Source organism: Photorhabdus kayaii (genome assembly GCF_025384895.1).
GTDB classification, from domain to species: Bacteria; Pseudomonadota; Gammaproteobacteria; order Enterobacterales; family Enterobacteriaceae; genus Photorhabdus; species Photorhabdus kayaii.
This window is the reverse complement of sequence record NZ_JAJAFZ010000003.1, coordinates 71879-88805: the sequence shown is the minus strand read 5'-3', so window position 1 is coordinate 88805 and position 16927 is coordinate 71879. Positions and strand designations below refer to the sequence as shown.

The 16927-nt window shown below is 43.2% G+C and carries 15 protein-coding genes; 14 read left to right on the top strand and 1 reads right to left on the bottom strand.

Going from position 1 to position 16927, the window contains the following annotated elements; all coding sequences use genetic code 11:
• Positions 1 to 50: 50 nt before the first annotated feature.
• The 7 genes from LGZ98_RS02230 (at position 51) to rluA (ending at position 8827) form a co-directional block, all read left to right on the top strand.
• Positions 51 to 530, top strand: a complete 480-nt coding sequence (locus tag LGZ98_RS02230) for an Hcp family type VI secretion system effector (RefSeq protein ID WP_113041546.1) — start codon at positions 51 to 53, stop codon at positions 528 to 530.
• A 2-nt stretch (positions 531 to 532) separates the two neighbouring features.
• On the top strand, positions 533 to 1276 hold the full coding sequence (locus tag LGZ98_RS02225) for a hypothetical protein (protein WP_228899913.1): 744 nt from the start codon (positions 533 to 535) through the stop codon (positions 1274 to 1276).
• Positions 1277 to 1727: 451 nt separating this feature from the next.
• On the top strand, positions 1728 to 1913 hold the full coding sequence (locus LGZ98_RS02220; RefSeq protein ID WP_229015745.1) for a hypothetical protein: 186 nt from the start codon (positions 1728 to 1730) through the stop codon (positions 1911 to 1913).
• Positions 1914 to 2459: 546 nt separating this feature from the next.
• Positions 2460 to 2609 (top strand): hypothetical protein, encoded by a 150-nt coding sequence (locus tag LGZ98_RS02215; protein WP_228899896.1) that lies wholly within the window; start codon positions 2460 to 2462, stop codon positions 2607 to 2609.
• Between the two features lie 14 nt (positions 2610 to 2623).
• The gene (locus tag LGZ98_RS02210) at positions 2624 to 4972 is read left to right on the top strand and encodes a DNA polymerase II (RefSeq protein ID WP_262977641.1); all 2349 of its coding nucleotides are present in this window, start codon (positions 2624 to 2626) and stop codon (positions 4970 to 4972) included.
• Between the two features lie 195 nt (positions 4973 to 5167).
• Positions 5168 to 8080, top strand: coding sequence for an RNA polymerase-associated protein RapA (rapA, locus tag LGZ98_RS02205; RefSeq protein WP_262977640.1), 2913 nt, complete (start codon positions 5168 to 5170; stop codon positions 8078 to 8080).
• 96 nt (positions 8081 to 8176) lie between these two features.
• On the top strand, positions 8177 to 8827 hold the full coding sequence (gene rluA, locus LGZ98_RS02200; RefSeq protein ID WP_112876462.1) for a bifunctional tRNA pseudouridine(32) synthase/23S rRNA pseudouridine(746) synthase RluA: 651 nt from the start codon (positions 8177 to 8179) through the stop codon (positions 8825 to 8827).
• Positions 8828 to 9062: 235 nt separating this feature from the next.
• On the opposite strand, the gene djlA is transcribed toward rluA, so the two are convergent.
• The gene (gene djlA, locus LGZ98_RS02195) at positions 9063 to 9884 is read right to left on the bottom strand and encodes a co-chaperone DjlA (RefSeq protein WP_113025553.1); all 822 of its coding nucleotides are present in this window, start codon (positions 9882 to 9884) and stop codon (positions 9063 to 9065) included.
• A gap of 35 nt (positions 9885 to 9919) precedes the next feature.
• Between djlA and LGZ98_RS02190 the strand changes: the two genes are divergently transcribed.
• The 7 genes from LGZ98_RS02190 (at position 9920) to apaH (ending at position 16908) form a co-directional block, all read left to right on the top strand.
• Complete coding sequence (locus LGZ98_RS02190) at positions 9920 to 10186, top strand: hypothetical protein (protein ID WP_262977639.1); 267 nt, start codon at positions 9920 to 9922, stop codon at positions 10184 to 10186.
• 6 nt (positions 10187 to 10192) lie between these two features.
• Positions 10193 to 12517: an LPS assembly protein LptD gene (gene lptD, locus LGZ98_RS02185; RefSeq protein WP_262977638.1), complete on the top strand. Its 2325-nt coding sequence runs from the start codon at positions 10193 to 10195 to the stop codon at positions 12515 to 12517.
• A 79-nt stretch (positions 12518 to 12596) separates the two neighbouring features.
• Complete coding sequence (surA, locus tag LGZ98_RS02180; RefSeq protein WP_262977637.1) at positions 12597 to 13898, top strand: peptidylprolyl isomerase SurA; 1302 nt, start codon at positions 12597 to 12599, stop codon at positions 13896 to 13898.
• The gene (pdxA, locus tag LGZ98_RS02175) at positions 13885 to 14877 is read left to right on the top strand and encodes a 4-hydroxythreonine-4-phosphate dehydrogenase PdxA (RefSeq protein ID WP_191214786.1); all 993 of its coding nucleotides are present in this window, start codon (positions 13885 to 13887) and stop codon (positions 14875 to 14877) included. Before surA ends, pdxA begins: the two co-directional genes overlap by 14 nt.
• Positions 14870 to 15688: a 16S rRNA (adenine(1518)-N(6)/adenine(1519)-N(6))-dimethyltransferase RsmA gene (gene rsmA, locus LGZ98_RS02170; RefSeq protein ID WP_113041538.1), complete on the top strand. Its 819-nt coding sequence runs from the start codon at positions 14870 to 14872 to the stop codon at positions 15686 to 15688. Before pdxA ends, rsmA begins: the two co-directional genes overlap by 8 nt.
• A 12-nt stretch (positions 15689 to 15700) precedes the next feature.
• Complete coding sequence (gene apaG, locus LGZ98_RS02165) at positions 15701 to 16078, top strand: Co2+/Mg2+ efflux facilitator ApaG/CorD (RefSeq protein ID WP_113041537.1); 378 nt, start codon at positions 15701 to 15703, stop codon at positions 16076 to 16078.
• 2 nt (positions 16079 to 16080) lie between these two features.
• Positions 16081 to 16908 (top strand): bis(5'-nucleosyl)-tetraphosphatase (symmetrical) ApaH, encoded by an 828-nt coding sequence (gene apaH / locus LGZ98_RS02160; protein WP_262977636.1) that lies wholly within the window; start codon positions 16081 to 16083, stop codon positions 16906 to 16908.
• Positions 16909 to 16927: the final 19 nt, after the last annotated feature.

The window sequence follows — 16927 nt, the reverse complement described above, 5'->3', positions numbered from 1 at the left end:
TTTTGTTATAAGTGTTTTTTATGTGTTAATTTTCCATAAAGGATTTAATAATGTCTAATTTGATTTATGCGACCATAAAAGGAAAGAACCAAGGGTTAATTTCAGCAGGCTGTTCTACTTTTGATTCTATTGGTAATAAATATCAAGAGAACCACAGGGATCAAATACTAGTTTACTCCGCTACACATTCTTTAACTCGAATACAACATGTAAGCCATCATCCTTTTAATATCATAAAACCCATCGATAAATCCTCTCCTTTACTTGGACTAGCAATTTCAAACAACGAAGAACTTCATATCCTGTTAGATTTTTATAGAACTTCATCAGAAGGTGCTCAAGAAAAGTTTTATTCAATAGAATTAACAAAAGCAAAAATAAATGCTTTTAATACTAATTACCCCCACTCTTTAACTCATGCAGAAAATCAGCCAGAAGAGAGTATCTCTGTCATTTATCAAAATATAACGTGGAGTCATCACATTGCTGGTACTTCTGCTTATAGCATCAGAGATGATGAGGTTTATTAAGAATGAATAAATTGCGTGACAGGGTATTAAGTAATAATTTTTGTACATATAACCCAAGTTCCAGGCCATCTTTTAGGCGATGGGATGAACTTGATCTTGTTATGTGGCAAGTCGATAAACATCTTCTAAGAAACAAAAATAGATATATAGACAGTTATAAAGATGCATACGTTAAATATAATCAGCAACTTATTTTAAAATATTCTCATTTAGAACAAATACCAACGAATCTTTTGGCTGCTGTTTCTAGAATAGAAGCAGGCGGTAAACCGGATATGTGGAAATTAAATACTATTGCAATGAGGCAATGGAACGAGCAGGTTTTTAATATTAATAAAACTCGCCATAAAGGTTCAAATGAAACCTCTACTGGTATAGTTGCAATGCAGATAAGACATGTAGCCGATATGATGGGGTTTGATTCAAACACATTAACCACTAGGGATCAGTTAGAAATTGCAACTTGCCTACAACTTGATGAATTTAATATTAAAATGGTCGCTCGACATTTAAAAGATTTAATTCTCTATGATTATCCTAATGCAGATACTAGAAACTTAACAAAAGAACAGTATATTATGGTGGGTTCTAGATATAATCGAGGAATAACAAGAAAAAAAGACGATTTTATTAAAGCAATTTACAAATCAAAAGAGCAAAGGACATTAGCTGAAGATGAATGGGTCTCATACGGAGAAGCTGTATATAATCGACTAGATCATATAGATAATTTATTAAATAGATAAAAATGAAAATAAAATTTACAGACATTATAACATTCGTAGTATTGTCATTCTTATCTTTTCTTATTATTAACGGATTTGCCTTTAATATTAAGGAGCCTTATTTCGATTTTGGTTATGTTGATTGTGAACTTTGGCAATATAAAGAAGGCGGCATTGATATAATAACTCCTTTATTTATTTTAACTCCGCTTCTCCCTTTTTATATTGCATGTTTCTACAAGTCATTCGTTTTATTTAAAAAAAACAAAGTCAGATCTGTGATTTACTTCGTTTTTTCCGCTGTCTTTGTTCTTTATTGGTTCTATACTTACTACGCTAGATTTATGTTTTATTGTTAGATAAGATAAGAAAAATAGCTCTGGTTAAGTTATGAAATATAAAAACCTATCTCAATAGGAATTATCCATAGTAGATTATCATCCATAACTCATCTCTGACGAATTTTCGTAAAATGGAACACTTTATTCCTACCCATAAAGCCAGCCACTCTCTCGAACGTTACCGGATGGGTTACTCGTCAGATAAGATCTATACCCGTCATCTTTCAAGTTGCCTCTTTGTTGGCTGCACTCACCCCGGTCACATAGTTATCTATGCTCCCGGGGATTCACTCCCTTGCCGCCGCGATGCATCTTGAAATCCATAGGGTATAAATATTCCCAAACAATTTTTCTACTAATAATAACCACATTTTAATAACCATGATTTTTAACAATTTAAATAAATAGTTATTTAGAGTATTAAATATTTAGGTTCGTCAGGCATGCCTGCGAATATTACTATTCTATATTCCACCGTACCTTATGCCGGCAATGCTTATATATTAGCTAGACAAATGGGTGGTGACCATGAGGCAATGGCATCTATTATCACATGGACTACGTTATTATCCATCATTACTGTAACTTTAATTCTTGGTAGTATGTAATTATATAAATACAATTAAGAATAAAGCTAGATAATATTAAAAACATATTACTAATAACGAATGAAATACGTTTTCTACGACTATACTCTTATAGATATATTCAATAATACCTGCCTATCTCATTAGAGCTATTTTATTTTCCATTCTTTGCAATAAAGAGATAGTTTCGGCAATGTTTCGATTATCATTTATGCGCTACATCACAATATAGTGAGATTAGGCAACTGTATAAATAACCATGATTTAATGCTATAATTGTATACTCTATGGATTTCAAGATGCATCGCGACGGCAAGGGAGCGAATCCCCGGGAGCATAGATAACTATGAAACCGGGGTGAGTGAGTGCAGCCAACAAAGAGGCAACTTGAAAGATGACGGATATAGTTATTTTCAACAAATATAAGCGCCTGCCTCTATATGCAACAGAACCATGCTGAACAAGGTTTTATACTGACACGCCATTGGCGGGATACTCCCTCGGGTATTGAGGTGGAATACTGGCTGGTGACAGATCAGGGGCCACGTCATATAAAAATTCTTCACCAACAAGCTGTTGCTTTTATCTTGCAAGCTAATATGCCGCAGGTGGAAAAAATTCTGGCGCAAGAGCGCAACTACCATCTCCGCCCACTTTCATTGAAAGATTTCAATCGCCAGCCTGTTGCCGCGCTTTATTGCCAGCAATATCGCCAATTACAACGGATTGAGAAAGTGCTACAGCAACAGGAAATTCAGGTTTATGAAGCAGATATCCGTCCACCAGACAGGTTTATGATGGAACGTTTTATCACTGCTCCCATCTGGTTCAGTCAGGCACCTAATGGTAGCTATCAGATAAAACCTAACCCGGCTTATCGCCCAACATTGAAATGGGTATCCTTGGATATTGAAACCAGCCAGCATGGAGAACTTTATTCCATTGGATTAGCAGGATGTGATCAGCAAAAAGTATTTATGCTTGGCCCTGCTAACGGTAATGAGCACCCGGTAAATTTTGATTTGGAATATGTAACAAGTCGTCCGCAAATGCTGGAAAGACTCAACGAGTGGCTGGAAAAATATGACCCTGACGCCATTATTGGCTGGAACCTGATTCAGTTCGATCTGCGGATTTTACAAAAACATGCTGAACGTTACGGTGTTCCACTGAAATTTGGACGGGCCGGAGGGTTACTAGAGTGGCGGGAGCACGGCTTTAAACCGGGGCACTTTTTCGCTTCCACGGCCGGTCGGTTGATTATTGATGGTATTGAAGCACTGAAAACCGCCACCTGGAATTTTCCTTATTTCAGTCTGGAATATGTCTCGCAAGAACTATTGGGCGAAGGCAAAGCCATTGATACACCCTATCAGCGTATGGATGAGATTGACCGCCGTTTCCAGCAAGATAAGCCCGCACTGGCACAATATAATCTGCAAGACTGTATTCTGGTAAACCAGATTTTCGATAAAACCCACTTAATGAAGTTCCTGTTGGAAAGGGCAACAGTTACCGGTCTCGCCGTAGATCGCAGTGGCGGTTCAGTCACCGCTTTCACCCATCTTTACATGCCAAAAATGCACCGCATCGGTTATGTTGCCCCAAATCCAGGCGGGAAGTCTGAAGATAACAGCCCCGGTGGTTTCGTGATGGATTCTCGCCCCGGCTTGTATGATTCAGTGCTAGTGCTGGATTATAAAAGTCTGTATCCCTCGATTATCCGCACTTTTCTTATCGATCCTGTCGGTATGGTGGAAGGTCTGGCACAGCCGGACAGCGAGCATGCGGTTCCCGGTTTTCGCAATGCCTTCTTTTCCCGTACTCAGCACTGTCTGCCTGATATCGTGACGCAAATCTGGCATGAACGTGACGCAGCAAAAAAACAGCATAACGCCTCATTGTCACAAGCATTGAAGATCATCATGAACGCTTTCTACGGCGTTCTTGGGGCAGAGGGCTGTCGTTTCTTCGACCCACGCCTGACGTCTTCCATTACTATGCGCGGCCACGAAATTATGCTCCAGACCAGAAAGCTGATTGAATCTCAAAACTATCAAGTTATCTACGGTGATACAGATTCTATCTTTATATGGCTGAAACAGGCGCATGAAGAAGAACTGGCTCTCAGTATCGGCAAAAAACTTGCGCGATTCGTTAACCAATGGTGGCAAAAACACCTGCAAGAACATTTTGGGCTTAAAAGCACCCTTGAGTTGGAATTTGAAACTCACTATCGCCGTTTTCTGATGCCAACCATCCGTGGGGCTGAACAAGGCAGTAAAAAGCGTTATGCCGGTCTGAGTGGTGACCGCATGGTCTATAAAGGTCTGGAAACAGTACGCACTGACTGGACACCTCTGGCGCAAAATTTCCAGAAGCAACTGTATTCACTGATTTTTCATGAACAGCCTTATCAAGAGTTTATCCGTGGTTATGTTACCAGTACCCTAAAAGGAAAATTTGATGATAAACTAATCTACCGTAAAAGGTTGGGCCGTAAGTTGTCTGACTATCAGCGCAATGTACCACCCCATGTGAGGGCAGCAAGGCTGGCAGATGAATACAATCTGCAACATAACCGGCCCTTGCAGTACCAAAATGGGGGGTGGATAAGCTATGTCATGACACAATCCGGGCCGGAACCACTGGAAAATCTGCATTCATCACCAGACTATGATCACTATATCAATAAGCAACTTCAGCCTATCGCTGATGCTATCCTGCCGTTTTTACAGGATGATTTTATAACTTTACTCACCGGACAGATGGTAATGCCTTTTGGCTAATTACTATTTGGCTAATTACTATTTTTTGCAGGTGACGACCGGCTTTGCTTCCATTAACATATCGCCCCTTTGACGAGTGATAAGGGGATTGACGGGGTGTCTTGTTGTCTACCCATTATCTCCGTTAGATCAAATAAAAAGCTGTCGTCCTCCACCTATGAATAACATTATCTAACAGAAACTGAGTTAAAATTTATGCCATTTACCCTCGGTCAACGCTGGATCAGCGATACAGAAAGCGAACTTGGATTAGGAACCGTTGTTGCACTGGACGCACGAATGGTCACTTTGCTCTTTCCTGCCAGCGGTGAAAACCGCCTCTATGCACGCAATGATTCTCCTATTACCCGTGTTATGTTTAACTCGGGGGATGTTGTCACCAGCCATGAAGGCTGGCAACTCAAAGTAGATGAAATCCAACAAGAAAATGGCCTGCTGATTTATACAGGCACACGACTTGATACTCTGGAAGAAAATATCAGTCTGCGCGAAGTGTTACTTGACAGTAAACTTACCTTCAACAAACCACAGGATCGCCTGTTTGCTGGTCAAATTGACCGTATGGACCGCTTTGCCTTACGTTTTCGCGCCCGTAAATACCAAAGCGAACAATTTAAACTGGCTGAAAGTGGTTTGCGGGGTATCCGCGCAAGCTTGATACCTCACCAACTTCACATCGCAAATGAAGTCGGCAAGCGCTACGCACCAAGAGTTCTATTGGCCGATGAAGTCGGTTTGGGTAAAACCATCGAAGCCGGGATGATCATCCACCAGCAATTGCTGGCCGGTCGTGCTGAACGTGTTCTGGTGATTGTGCCGGATAGCCTTCAACATCAATGGCTGGTAGAAATGCTGCGCCGTTTCAATCTGCGCTTTGCCCTGTTTGACGATAGCCGCTATATCGAAGCACGGCATGACAGTGACAATCCATTTGAAACAGAACAATTAGTACTCTGTTCACTGGATTTTGCCCGCCGTAATAAACAGCGTTTTGAGCATATGCTTGAAGCCAGCTGGGATTTGATGGTGGTGGACGAAGCTCACCATCTGGCCTGGAGCGAGGATGCACCTAGCCGTGAATATCAGGTTGTCGAACAATTAGCTGAACAGATCCCAAGTGTACTGCTATTGACTGCAACACCAGAGCAGCTAGGACAGGAAAGTCATTTTGCCCGTCTACGCCTACTTGATCCAAACCGTTTCCACGATTATCAAACTTTTATTGACGAACAACAAAAATATCGTCCAGTTGCCGATGCTGTCACACTGCTGTTATCAGGTGAACAACTTAATAATAATCAATTAAACCTAATGGGTGAGTTGATTAGTGAGCAGGATATTGAGCCGCTGTTGCAAGCCGCCAATAGTAATAGTGATGAAAGTGAAACTGCACGACGTGAACTGATTTCCATGCTGATGGATCGCCACGGCACCAGTCGTATTCTGTTCCGTAATACCCGTAATGGTGTGAAAGGCTTCCCCCATCGGGAATTGCACCAGATAAAGTTGCCTCTGCCATCCCAATATCAGACCGCCATTAAAGTCTCCGATATTATGGGCGCTAAAAAATCGCTGGAAGCACGCGCATGGGATATGCTCTATCCAGAACAAATTTATCAAGAGTTTGAAGGCGAAAACGCTACCTGGTGGAACTTTGATCCCCGCGTAGAATGGCTACTCGGTTTTTTGATGGCAAATCGCCATGAAAAAGTGCTGGTAATTTGTGCGAAAGCAACCACTGCTCTGCAATTGGGACAGGTACTACGTGAGCGAGAAGGGATTCGTGGTGCTGTTTTCCATGAAGGTCTATCACTGATTGAACGTGATCGCGCCGCAGCCTATTTTGCTTCCGAAGAAGAAGGCGCTCAGGTATTACTATGCTCCGAAATTGGCTCAGAAGGCCGCAACTTCCAGTTCGCCAACCAATTAGTGATGTTCGATTTACCATTCAATCCGGATTTACTGGAACAGCGTATCGGACGTCTGGATCGTATCGGCCAAAGCCGTGATATCCAAATTAGTGTGCCTTATCTGGAAAATACCGCCCAAGCAGTCCTGATTCGCTGGTATCACGAAGGTTTGGATGCATTCGAGCATACCTGCCCAACGGGTCGTACTATTTACGATCACTATTATGAAACTCTGCTGAACTATCTTGCCAAACCCAATAACCAGGAGCAGGAAAAATTTGGTGAATTTATTGATCAGTGCCGTCAGCAACATGAGCAACTCAAACAGCAACTGGAGCAAGGCCGTGACCGGCTGCTGGAAATGAACTCCAATGGCGGCGAGCATGGTTTGCGGCTGGCAGAAAAAATTTCAGAGTATGACAATGATACTGATTTGGTGAACTTCTCTCTCAATCTATTTGATATCGTTGGTATCAATCAGGAAGATCGCAATGACAATATGATAGTGCTGACACCATCCGATCATATGCTGGTCCCAGATTTTCCTGGATTACCAAAAGATGGTTGTACTATCACTTTTGATCGTGAACAGTCACTGTCCCGTGAAGATGCCCAGTTTATCAGTTGGGAGCACCCAATTATCCGTAATGGGTTGGATCTGATCCTTTCCGGTGATACAGGTAGCTGTGCGGTATCCCTTTTGAAAAATAAAGCATTACCTGTTGGAACTCTGCTGGTAGAGCTGATCTATGTAGTTGAAGCACAAGCCCCTAAACGCCTGCAATTGACCCGTTTCCTTCCACCAACGCCATTGCGGATACTGATGGACCTAAAAGGCAATAATCTGGCGGGTCAAGTGGAGTTTGAAAGCTTTAACCGCCAGCTTAATGCAGTGAATCGTCATACTGCAAGTAAACTGGTCAATGCGGTACAAAAAGAAGTTCACGCTATTTTGCAACAGGCCGAAGGTTTAGTAGAAACTCAGGCAAAATCATTGATTAAACAAGCAAAACAGGAAGCAGATGAAAATCTTGCTGCTGAACTTTCCCGTTTGGAAGCATTGAAGGCGGTCAATCCAAATATTCGTGATGATGAATTGGAAGCCATTGAAACCAATCGCCAACAGTCACTGCTTAACTTAAATCAGGCAAGTTGGCGTCTGGATGCTATTCGCCTTGTTGTCGTTACACACCAGTAAATATTAGCAATACCTGGAGGCTGGTCCGGGATAGGGTAACCTTTACTAAGAACCCCATTCCCGCACCTCCCCTGATATTCAGCTACCGGAGCCTTAATGGAAGCTTATAATCCTCCTACCGATCCCTGGTTACATGTGCTCTATCAGGATCAATATATCATTGTGGTCAATAAACCCAGTGGGCTACTATCTGTTCCCGGTCGGGCAGAAGAACATAAAGACAGCATTATGACGCGGATACAACAACAGTTTCCAGCGGCAGAATCTGTTCATCGGCTGGATATGGCAACCAGCGGCGTAATGGTAGTTGCACTGACCAAAGATGCAGAGCGTGAACTGAAACGTCAGTTCCGTGAACGAGAACCGGAAAAAACCTATATTGCGCGGGTTTGGGGACGTCTGGAACCAGAAACGGGTCTTGTCGATTTACCGCTGATTTGTGACTGGCCGAACCGGCCAAAGCAGAAAGTGTGTTTTGAAACCGGGAAATCAGCCCAGACTGAATACGAAGTACTCGCTTACGAAGATGAGGCAACTCGCATAAAACTCTCACCGATAACGGGTCGTTCACATCAGCTCAGGGTGCATATGCTAGCACTTGAACACCCAATTTTGGGAGACCGGTTTTACGCTCATCAGCAGGCAAGAGCAATGGCACCTCGCCTGCAATTACATGCACAAGAGTTATATATCACACATCCGGTCTATGGAACGCCAATGCATTTTCAGTGTAAAGCCGATTTTTAATTAATAGACAAATACAGTAACCGAATCCAATGAAGCCAATATCAGACACAAGGCCAAGCCACAACAAGCCAAAAGAACACGGATATTTGCCATTTTTTGCATTCCTCCTAAGTTAAAACAAAATAAAACATAAAATATTCTAATATTTTAGAGGAATAAAAAATAAACTCAACAGCCGTAGGGGATGTTATTCCCCTATACATTTAGTGGCATGTTTTTAAAAATAAAAAATGGGCTATTTAAAACCCTTCTCTTTTTTAATGAGATCATAGGCAGCCTGAATTGACTGGGCCTTTTGTTTAGCAATCTCCATCATTTCCGGTGGTAAACCTTTTGCTACCAGCTTATCCGGATGATGTTCACTCATCAATCTACGATAGGCACGTTTAATTGTCGTCGCATCATCCTTTTCACGCACCCCCAACACCTTACAGGCGTCCGCGAGTGTTGGCCCCTGCGCAGCCTTCTGATAACCGCCATACTGCCGTTGCTGCCACTCGCCTCCATCACCGAAATTGCGGCCACCTTCCATCATGGCAAGGAATTGTTCGAATTGGTTACGAGAGATCCCAAGTTCATCAGCAATAATAAACAACACCGTCCTCTCGTTCGGATGCAATTGACCATCAGAAAATGCCGCCTGTAACTGGATCTCCAAAAACATGCGAATTAAGTCAGACCGGCCAAAACAGGCTCGACGCAATTGTCTTAGTGTCTCACGCAAAGGAAAATTGGGCTCTTTACCTTCACGAAAAGCCTGCTGTGCCGCAATCCTGGCTTGCCCGTGAAGTTGCATTCGTTCCATTAACTGGCTCGCAAGCCGGATATCTGTTTCAGTCACCCGCCCTTTTGATTTAGTAATATGGCCCATCACCTGAAAAGTACTGCTGAAAAATAGCAGTTGGCGAGACTGATTATTTGCAAAAAAACCTTGGTTTCTCCGTACACTGGCCCTATCAAGCATATGGCCAATAAATAGACCAATGACAATACCCCAGAAGCCTGCTCCAGACACAACACCAAAGATCAGCCCAAGCAATTTTCCCCAATAATGCATATACTCCTCAATTCACCAATGCTCTGAGTGTAGTTTTGCATTATCATACTATTCATTCAGCTCTGTGCCTAACGGCAAGATATACCCTATGGATTTCAAGATGCATCGCGACGGCAAAAGAGCGAATCCCCGGGAGCATAGGTAACTATGTGACCGGGGTGAGTAAGTGCAGCCAACAAAGAGGCAACTTGAAAGATGACGGGATAAGTAAAGGTATGACTTTACACTGGCGTATATTCATCGAGTACGCTAGTCTCTTGAGGTTTGCCCGGCATAATGCCACTGATGACGGAACCGCATAAATATCTATGAAGAAATGTTATCCAACTTTGCTGGCCACAACGGTATGGGCCGCACTTTATGGTCAGCATGCACATGCTGATCTCGCAGCGCAGTGTATGTTGGGGATACCTGTTTATGATCAGCCAATCATTAATGGCGATTTAAATCAACTTCCTATCAATATTCTGGCAGATGATTCACGCGCAGATTATCCGCGTTCTGCTAAATTTATCGGTAATGTTAATATTAAACAGGGTAATAAAACCCTGACCGCCGATCAGGTACAACTTGATCAAACAGAAGATAAAGTTCCGTTAAGAACCGTAACTGCAACGGGCAATGTCCATTATGATGATCCCCTGATTATTCTGAAAGGTCCACGCGCTTGGTCTAATTTAAATAATAAAGATACCGATATGTATCAAGGTGATTATCAGATGGTCGGGCGTCAAGGACGCGGCACCGCAGACAAAATGAAACTGCGTGGTGAAAACCGTTATGCCATTCTGGATAACGGTACTTTTACTTCCTGCCTGCCGGGTAATAATAGCTGGAGCGTTGTCGGCTCCGAAGTCATTCTTGATCGCGAAGAAGAAGTGGCAGAAATATGGAATGCCCGTTTCAGAGTGGCTAACGTTCCCGTATTTTACAGTCCGTATCTTCAATTACCGATCGGTAATAAACGCCGTTCCGGTTTTCTTATTCCTAACGCCAGCTATTCCAAAAATGACGGCTTTGAATTTCTGCTGCCTTATTATTGGAATATTGCACCAAATTATGATGCCACGATTACACCGCACTATATCAGTAAACGTGGTTTAAAACTGGATAATGAATTCCGTTACTTGACCAAAGCAGGCACAGGAACCCTTGCTCTCGACTGGCTGAATAACGACGAACAGTATGTCAAAGACAAAAAGGCAAACACACGTACCGCCAGAGAAAGTGATAATCGCTGGTTATTTTATTGGAGACACAGTGGTGTGATGGATAGGGTATGGCGTTTTAATATCGACTATACCAAAGTCAGTGATCCCGAATATTTTTCTGATTTCAGCTCTCAATATGGTTCCACCACCGATGGCTATGCCACACAAAAATTCAGTCTGGGCTATGCTCAACAAAACTGGAATGCCACGCTATCAACTAAACAGTTCCAAATTTTTTCTAAAGATACCAGTAGAAAAGCTTACAGAGCAGAACCTCAGTTAGATTTGAATTATTACAAAAACGATCTGGGGCCATTTGACCTTAAAGTTTATGGTCAGGCGGCGAAATTTACCAGTGTAGGTAAAAATAACCCGGAAGCAACCCGCTGGCATCTGGAACCCTCCATTAACCTGCCACTCTCCAATGGCTGGGCCAGTATGAATAATGAAGTTAAGCTGATGGCGACTCACTATCAGCAGGATATTCCCAAAGCTACCGAGAATGCTGAATATAAAGAATCTGTTAACCGGGTTCTGCCACAGTTCAAAAGCGAAGCCAAAATGGTATTTGAGCGTTCAACGTATCTGAACAACAATTACACCCAAACGCTAGAACCGCAGGTTCAGTATCTGTATGTGCCATACAAAGACCAAGATAATATCAATAACTTCGACTCATCTTTACTGCAAACTGACTACAGCGGCCTGTTCCGTGACCGCTTTTATGGTGGCCTGGACCGTATTTCATCGGCCAATCAAGTGACTACCGGTCTCACTACCCGTATTTATGATGAAGGTTTGGTTGAACGTTTTAACCTGTCATTAGGTCAAATCTATTACTTTGAACGTCCACGCACCGGTAAAGAAACCATCATCAACAGTAAAGATAGTACCGGCATGATGACCTGGGCAGGTGATACTTACTGGAAAATTAATGATTCCTGGGGCTTGAAAGGGGGTATGCAGTACGATACTCGCCTGAGTAGCGTAACGATGGGAAATGCAGTACTAGAATATCGCCGTGATGAAGACCGACTTGTACAGTTGAACTATCGTTTTGTTGACAGAGATTATATCCAAGCTACAGCTAAGAGTGCTCCGGCTTTCCAGCAAGGGATTTCTCAAGTTGGTCTGGTTGCAAGTTGGCCGTTAAGTGATCGCTGGGGTTTAGTAGGTGCTTACTATTACGATACTAAAGAACAGCAACCAGCAAGTCAGTTAGTGGGTTTGCAGTACAACACTTGTTGCTGGGCAATTAACGTTGGCTATGAACGTAAGATCGTTGGTTGGAAAGACAACAATAGCGAATATGACAACAAATGGTCATTTAACTTTGAACTTCGTGGCTTAAGTAACAATCATAGTTTGGGTAGCAAAAAAATGTTGCAGTCTGGCATCATGCCATACCAACGTGCATTCTGATGCTATACCCTATGGATTTCATTTTGATATTAAACATGATAAATCCGCTATTGCGGAACCTACATATGATGGGAAAAGTATGAAGAACTGGAGAACTCTCATTTTCGGATTGATGTTTTCAGTGAGTACTGCCTTCGCTGCGCCTCAGCAAATGGATAAAATTGCTGCGGTCGTTAATAACGGGGTGGTACTGGAGAGCGACATCAATAACCGCTTACAATCTGTCAAACTGGATGCGCAACATGCTGGCCAGCAAATACCAGATGAACAAACGCTACGTCATCAGATCCTTGAGCGTCTGATTATAGATAATATCCTGCTACAAATGGCAAAACAGATGGGGATCACCATTCCTGATCAAGCATTGGATTCTACAATTGCCAATATTGCAGCCCAGAACCACATCACAGTGGATCAAATGAAACATCGCATTGCTGCTGACGGAATGAGTTTCGATACTTACCGTGATCAGATCCGTAAAGAGATGCTGATAGCAGAAGTGCGCAATAATGAAGTCCGCCGTCGTGTCACCATTTTGCCTCAAGAGATCGATGCCTTAGTTAAACAAATTAGCAGCCAGAATACTAACGATACTGAACTGAATATCAGTCACATTCTGATCCCATTGCCAGAAAATCCTGATCAGGCACAAATGGAAAAAGCCATGACGGTAGTGCAGAAAATTATGTCTGAACTTAAACATGGTGTTGATTTCGGTAAATTGGCTATCGCCTATTCTGCCGATCCACAAGCGCTGAAAGGCGGTAATATGGGTTGGAGTAGGCTTCAGGAGTTACCAACTCTGTTTGCTGAACAACTGCAATTAGCTCAGAAAGGTGCCGTTGTTGGCCCAATTCGTTCCGGTGTTGGCTTCCATATTCTCAAAGTTAATGACATCCGTGGCGGTAATCCAACCATCGCCGTCACTGAAGTTCATGCCCGCCATATTCTATTAAGAACTTCTCCTGTCATGACCGATGATCAAGCGCGTACCAAGTTGCAGCAAATCGCCAGTGATATTCGCAGTGGAAAAACTGATTTTGCCGATGCCGCCAAAGAGTTTTCAGATGATCCAGGCTCCGCCCTGCGTGGTGGTGATCTCGGCTGGACTACCCCTGATATCTACGATCCTGCTTTCCGTGACGCATTAATGCGACTGAACAAAGGTGAAATCAGCCAGCCAGTTCACTCATCTTTTGGTTGGCATCTGATCCAACTGCTGGACACTCACAAAGTTGATAAAACAGATGTCGCTCAGAAAGATCGTGCTTACCGTATGTTGTTCAACCGTAAATTCACCGAAGAAGCACAAAGCTGGATGCAGGAACAACGCGCCTCAGCTTATGTGAAAATTTTAGATGGCAGCGATGCACAACAATAAACCGATTGTTATTACCCCCGGCGAGCCTGCCGGGATTGGGCCTGATTTAACAGTGGCTCTTGCTCAACAAAGTTGGCCAATGCAATTGGTCGCTTGCGCAGACCCCAACCTGCTTCTCGACAGAGCCAGACAACTTAATTTACCTTTGCAACTACAAGAATATTCTGCTGACAAAACCCCCGAACCACAGGCTGCCGGGACGTTGACAATACTGCCAGTTCCTCTTCATGTACCCGCAATCGCTGGCGAATTGAATCAAGAAAACGGTAGATATGTCACCGAAACACTGGCACAAGCTTGTGACGGTTGTTTAAACGGGGAATTTTCAGCATTAGTCACAGGACCAGTTCATAAAGGGAATATCAATGATGCCGGCGTGCCTTTTATCGGCCATACCGAATTCTTTGCCGATCGCAGCGGATGCCAACGAGTCGTCATGATGCTTGCGACAGAAGAACTTCGAGTTGCCCTGGCAACCACGCATCTACCCATTGTTGATGTACCAAAGTCCATCACTTTCGATAGTCTGCGAGAAGTGATTACTATTCTTAACCATGACTTAAAAACAAAGTTTGGCCTGGCAAAACCCTGTATTTATGTTTGCGGTCTGAATCCTCATGCGGGAGAAGGCGGCCATATGGGACGGGAAGAGATTGATGTTATTATTCCTGCGTTAGCCAGTCTGAGAGCAGAAGGCATCGTGCTGGAAGGCCCTTTACCGGCAGATACTTTGTTTCAACCTAAATATCTTCAACATGCAGACGCCGTACTCTCGATGTATCACGACCAGGGATTACCCGTGTTAAAATACCAAGGTTTTGGCAGAGCAGTGAATATTACATTGGGCCTGCCGTTCATCCGGACTTCGGTCGATCATGGCACAGCACTGGAACTGGCCGGGACAGGTCAAGCTGATGTGGGAAGCTTTATCACCGCATTAAATTTAGCAATTAAAATGATACAAAACAGTAATGAATAACAGAGTCCACCAAGGGCACTTTGCCCGTAAACGTTTCGGGCAGAACTTCTTAACCGATCAATTTGTCATTGATAGTATTGTTGCCGCTATCAATCCACAACCCGGCCAAGCAGTGTTAGAAATTGGCCCCGGTCTTGGTGCATTGACAGAACCGGTCGGCGAACGTATGGATAAAATGACCGTGGTTGAACTCGACCGCGATTTAGCCGCACGTCTACAAGTTCATCCACAATTAAAAGATAAACTGACCATCATCCAGCAAGACGCCATGACGGTTAATTTTGGCGAATTGTCTCAGCAAAGAGGGAAGCCGCTACGCGTCTTTGGTAATTTACCTTATAATATTTCCACGCCGTTAATGTTCCACCTTTTCAGCTATACTGATGCTATTGATGATATGCATTTTATGTTACAAAAAGAGGTGGTAAACCGTCTGGTATCTGGCCCCGGAAGTAAAGCTTTCGGGCGTTTGAGTGTCATGGCCCAATATTATTGTCAGGTTATCCCTGTGCTGGAAGTACCGCCAACCGCGTTTACTCCCGCACCTAAAATCGATTCAGCCGTTGTACGTCTGATACCGCACAAAAGCATACCTCACCCCGTCAAAAATATTCGTATGCTGAGCCGGATCACGACTCAAGCTTTCAACCAACGGCGTAAAACTATCCGTAACAGCCTCGGTGATCTTTTTACTGTAGAGCAGCTAACAGAACTTGGTATCGATCCAAGTACTCGTGCAGAGAATATTTCTGTTGAGCAGTACTGTAAAATGGCAAACTGGCTATCAGAACAACCTGAAATGCAGTCATAACAGGAGTCAATTATGATTAATACGCCCAGGGTTTCTATTCAGGTACAAAGTGTTTATGTAGAAAGCCAATCGTGTCCCGATCAACAGCGTTTCGTTTTTGCCTATACAATTACTATTCGAAATCTTGGGCGTGAACTGGTTCAGTTAATTAATCGTTACTGGCTGATTACCAATAGCGATAGCCATCAAACGGAAGTTCAAGGGGAAGGTGTTGTTGGTGAGCAACCCATAATCCAGCCAGGTACCGAATACCGTTACACCAGCGGCGCGATATTGGAAACACCCTTGGGTACTATGGAAGGCCATTATGAAATGGTTGACCACAATGGCGAACCATTTCGCGTTGCCATTCCGGTTTTCCGTCTGGCTATCCCAACGCTAATTAATTGATTATGCCTACATATCTCATTGGTGATATTCATGGCTGCTACCGTGAATTACGTGCTTTATTAACGAATGCTAATTTTGATCCTAAAAAGGATACATTGTGGTTAACAGGGGATTTAGTTGCCCGAGGCCCAAACTCTCTTAAAGTTCTCCGATATGTTAAACAGTTAGGTTCAGCCGTAAGAATGGTATTAGGTAATCACGATCTCCATTTATTGGGCGTTTATGCCGGGATCAGCCGTAATAAACCTAAAGATAAAATTGATACGTTACTATCTGCACCAGATGCCGATGAATTAATTAATTGGCTACGTAAACAACCATTACTACAGTTCGATGATGATCTAAAACTGCTCATGACACATGCCGGTATTACGCCTCAATGGGATTTGGAAACAGCCAAAATGTGTGCCAGCGAAGTTGAAACCATGCTCAACAGTAGCTGTTACCCTCTGTTTCTCAATTCCATGTATGGGGATATGCCAAACAACTGGTCACCAGAACTCTCTGGGCTGGCACGTTTACGTTTCAGTACTAATGCATTGACACGTATGCGTTACTGTTTTCCAAATGGTCAGTTAGACATGTTGTGCAAAGATAAGCCCGAAAACGCGCCTGCGCCGCTAAGACCTTGGTTTGAACTGGAACGTCAGATCCCATCAGAGTATGCCATCGTTTTTGGTCACTGGGCATCATTGGAAGGCCAGGGAACACCCGAAAGGTTTTATGCATTAGATACAGGCTGTTGTTGGGGAGGACAACTGACGATGTTGCGTTGGGAAGATAAGCAATATTTTACACAATCATCGTTACCGGCAGTAAAACAGCATTAAGCCAGACACGCCGTGAAAA

Coding starts and splice junctions, on each gene's coding strand:
- rsmA (WP_113041538.1), top strand. CDS start 14,870: ATGAATAACAGAGTCCACCAAGGGCACTTTGCCCGTAAACGTTTCGGG.
- LGZ98_RS02225 (WP_228899913.1), top strand. CDS start 533: ATGAATAAATTGCGTGACAGGGTATTAAGTAATAATTTTTGTACATAT.
- apaG (WP_113041537.1), top strand. CDS start 15,701: ATGATTAATACGCCCAGGGTTTCTATTCAGGTACAAAGTGTTTATGTA.
- surA (WP_262977637.1), top strand. CDS start 12,597: ATGAAGAACTGGAGAACTCTCATTTTCGGATTGATGTTTTCAGTGAGT.
- djlA (WP_113025553.1), bottom strand. CDS start 9,884: ATGCATTATTGGGGAAAATTGCTTGGGCTGATCTTTGGTGTTGTGTCT.
- apaH (WP_262977636.1), top strand. CDS start 16,081: ATGCCTACATATCTCATTGGTGATATTCATGGCTGCTACCGTGAATTA.
- lptD (WP_262977638.1), top strand. CDS start 10,193: ATGAAGAAATGTTATCCAACTTTGCTGGCCACAACGGTATGGGCCGCA.
- LGZ98_RS02230 (WP_113041546.1), top strand. CDS start 51: ATGTCTAATTTGATTTATGCGACCATAAAAGGAAAGAACCAAGGGTTA.
- LGZ98_RS02210 (WP_262977641.1), top strand. CDS start 2,624: ATGCAACAGAACCATGCTGAACAAGGTTTTATACTGACACGCCATTGG.
- pdxA (WP_191214786.1), top strand. CDS start 13,885: ATGCACAACAATAAACCGATTGTTATTACCCCCGGCGAGCCTGCCGGG.
- LGZ98_RS02220 (WP_229015745.1), top strand. CDS start 1,728: ATGGAACACTTTATTCCTACCCATAAAGCCAGCCACTCTCTCGAACGT.
- rapA (WP_262977640.1), top strand. CDS start 5,168: ATGCCATTTACCCTCGGTCAACGCTGGATCAGCGATACAGAAAGCGAA.
- rluA (WP_112876462.1), top strand. CDS start 8,177: ATGGAAGCTTATAATCCTCCTACCGATCCCTGGTTACATGTGCTCTAT.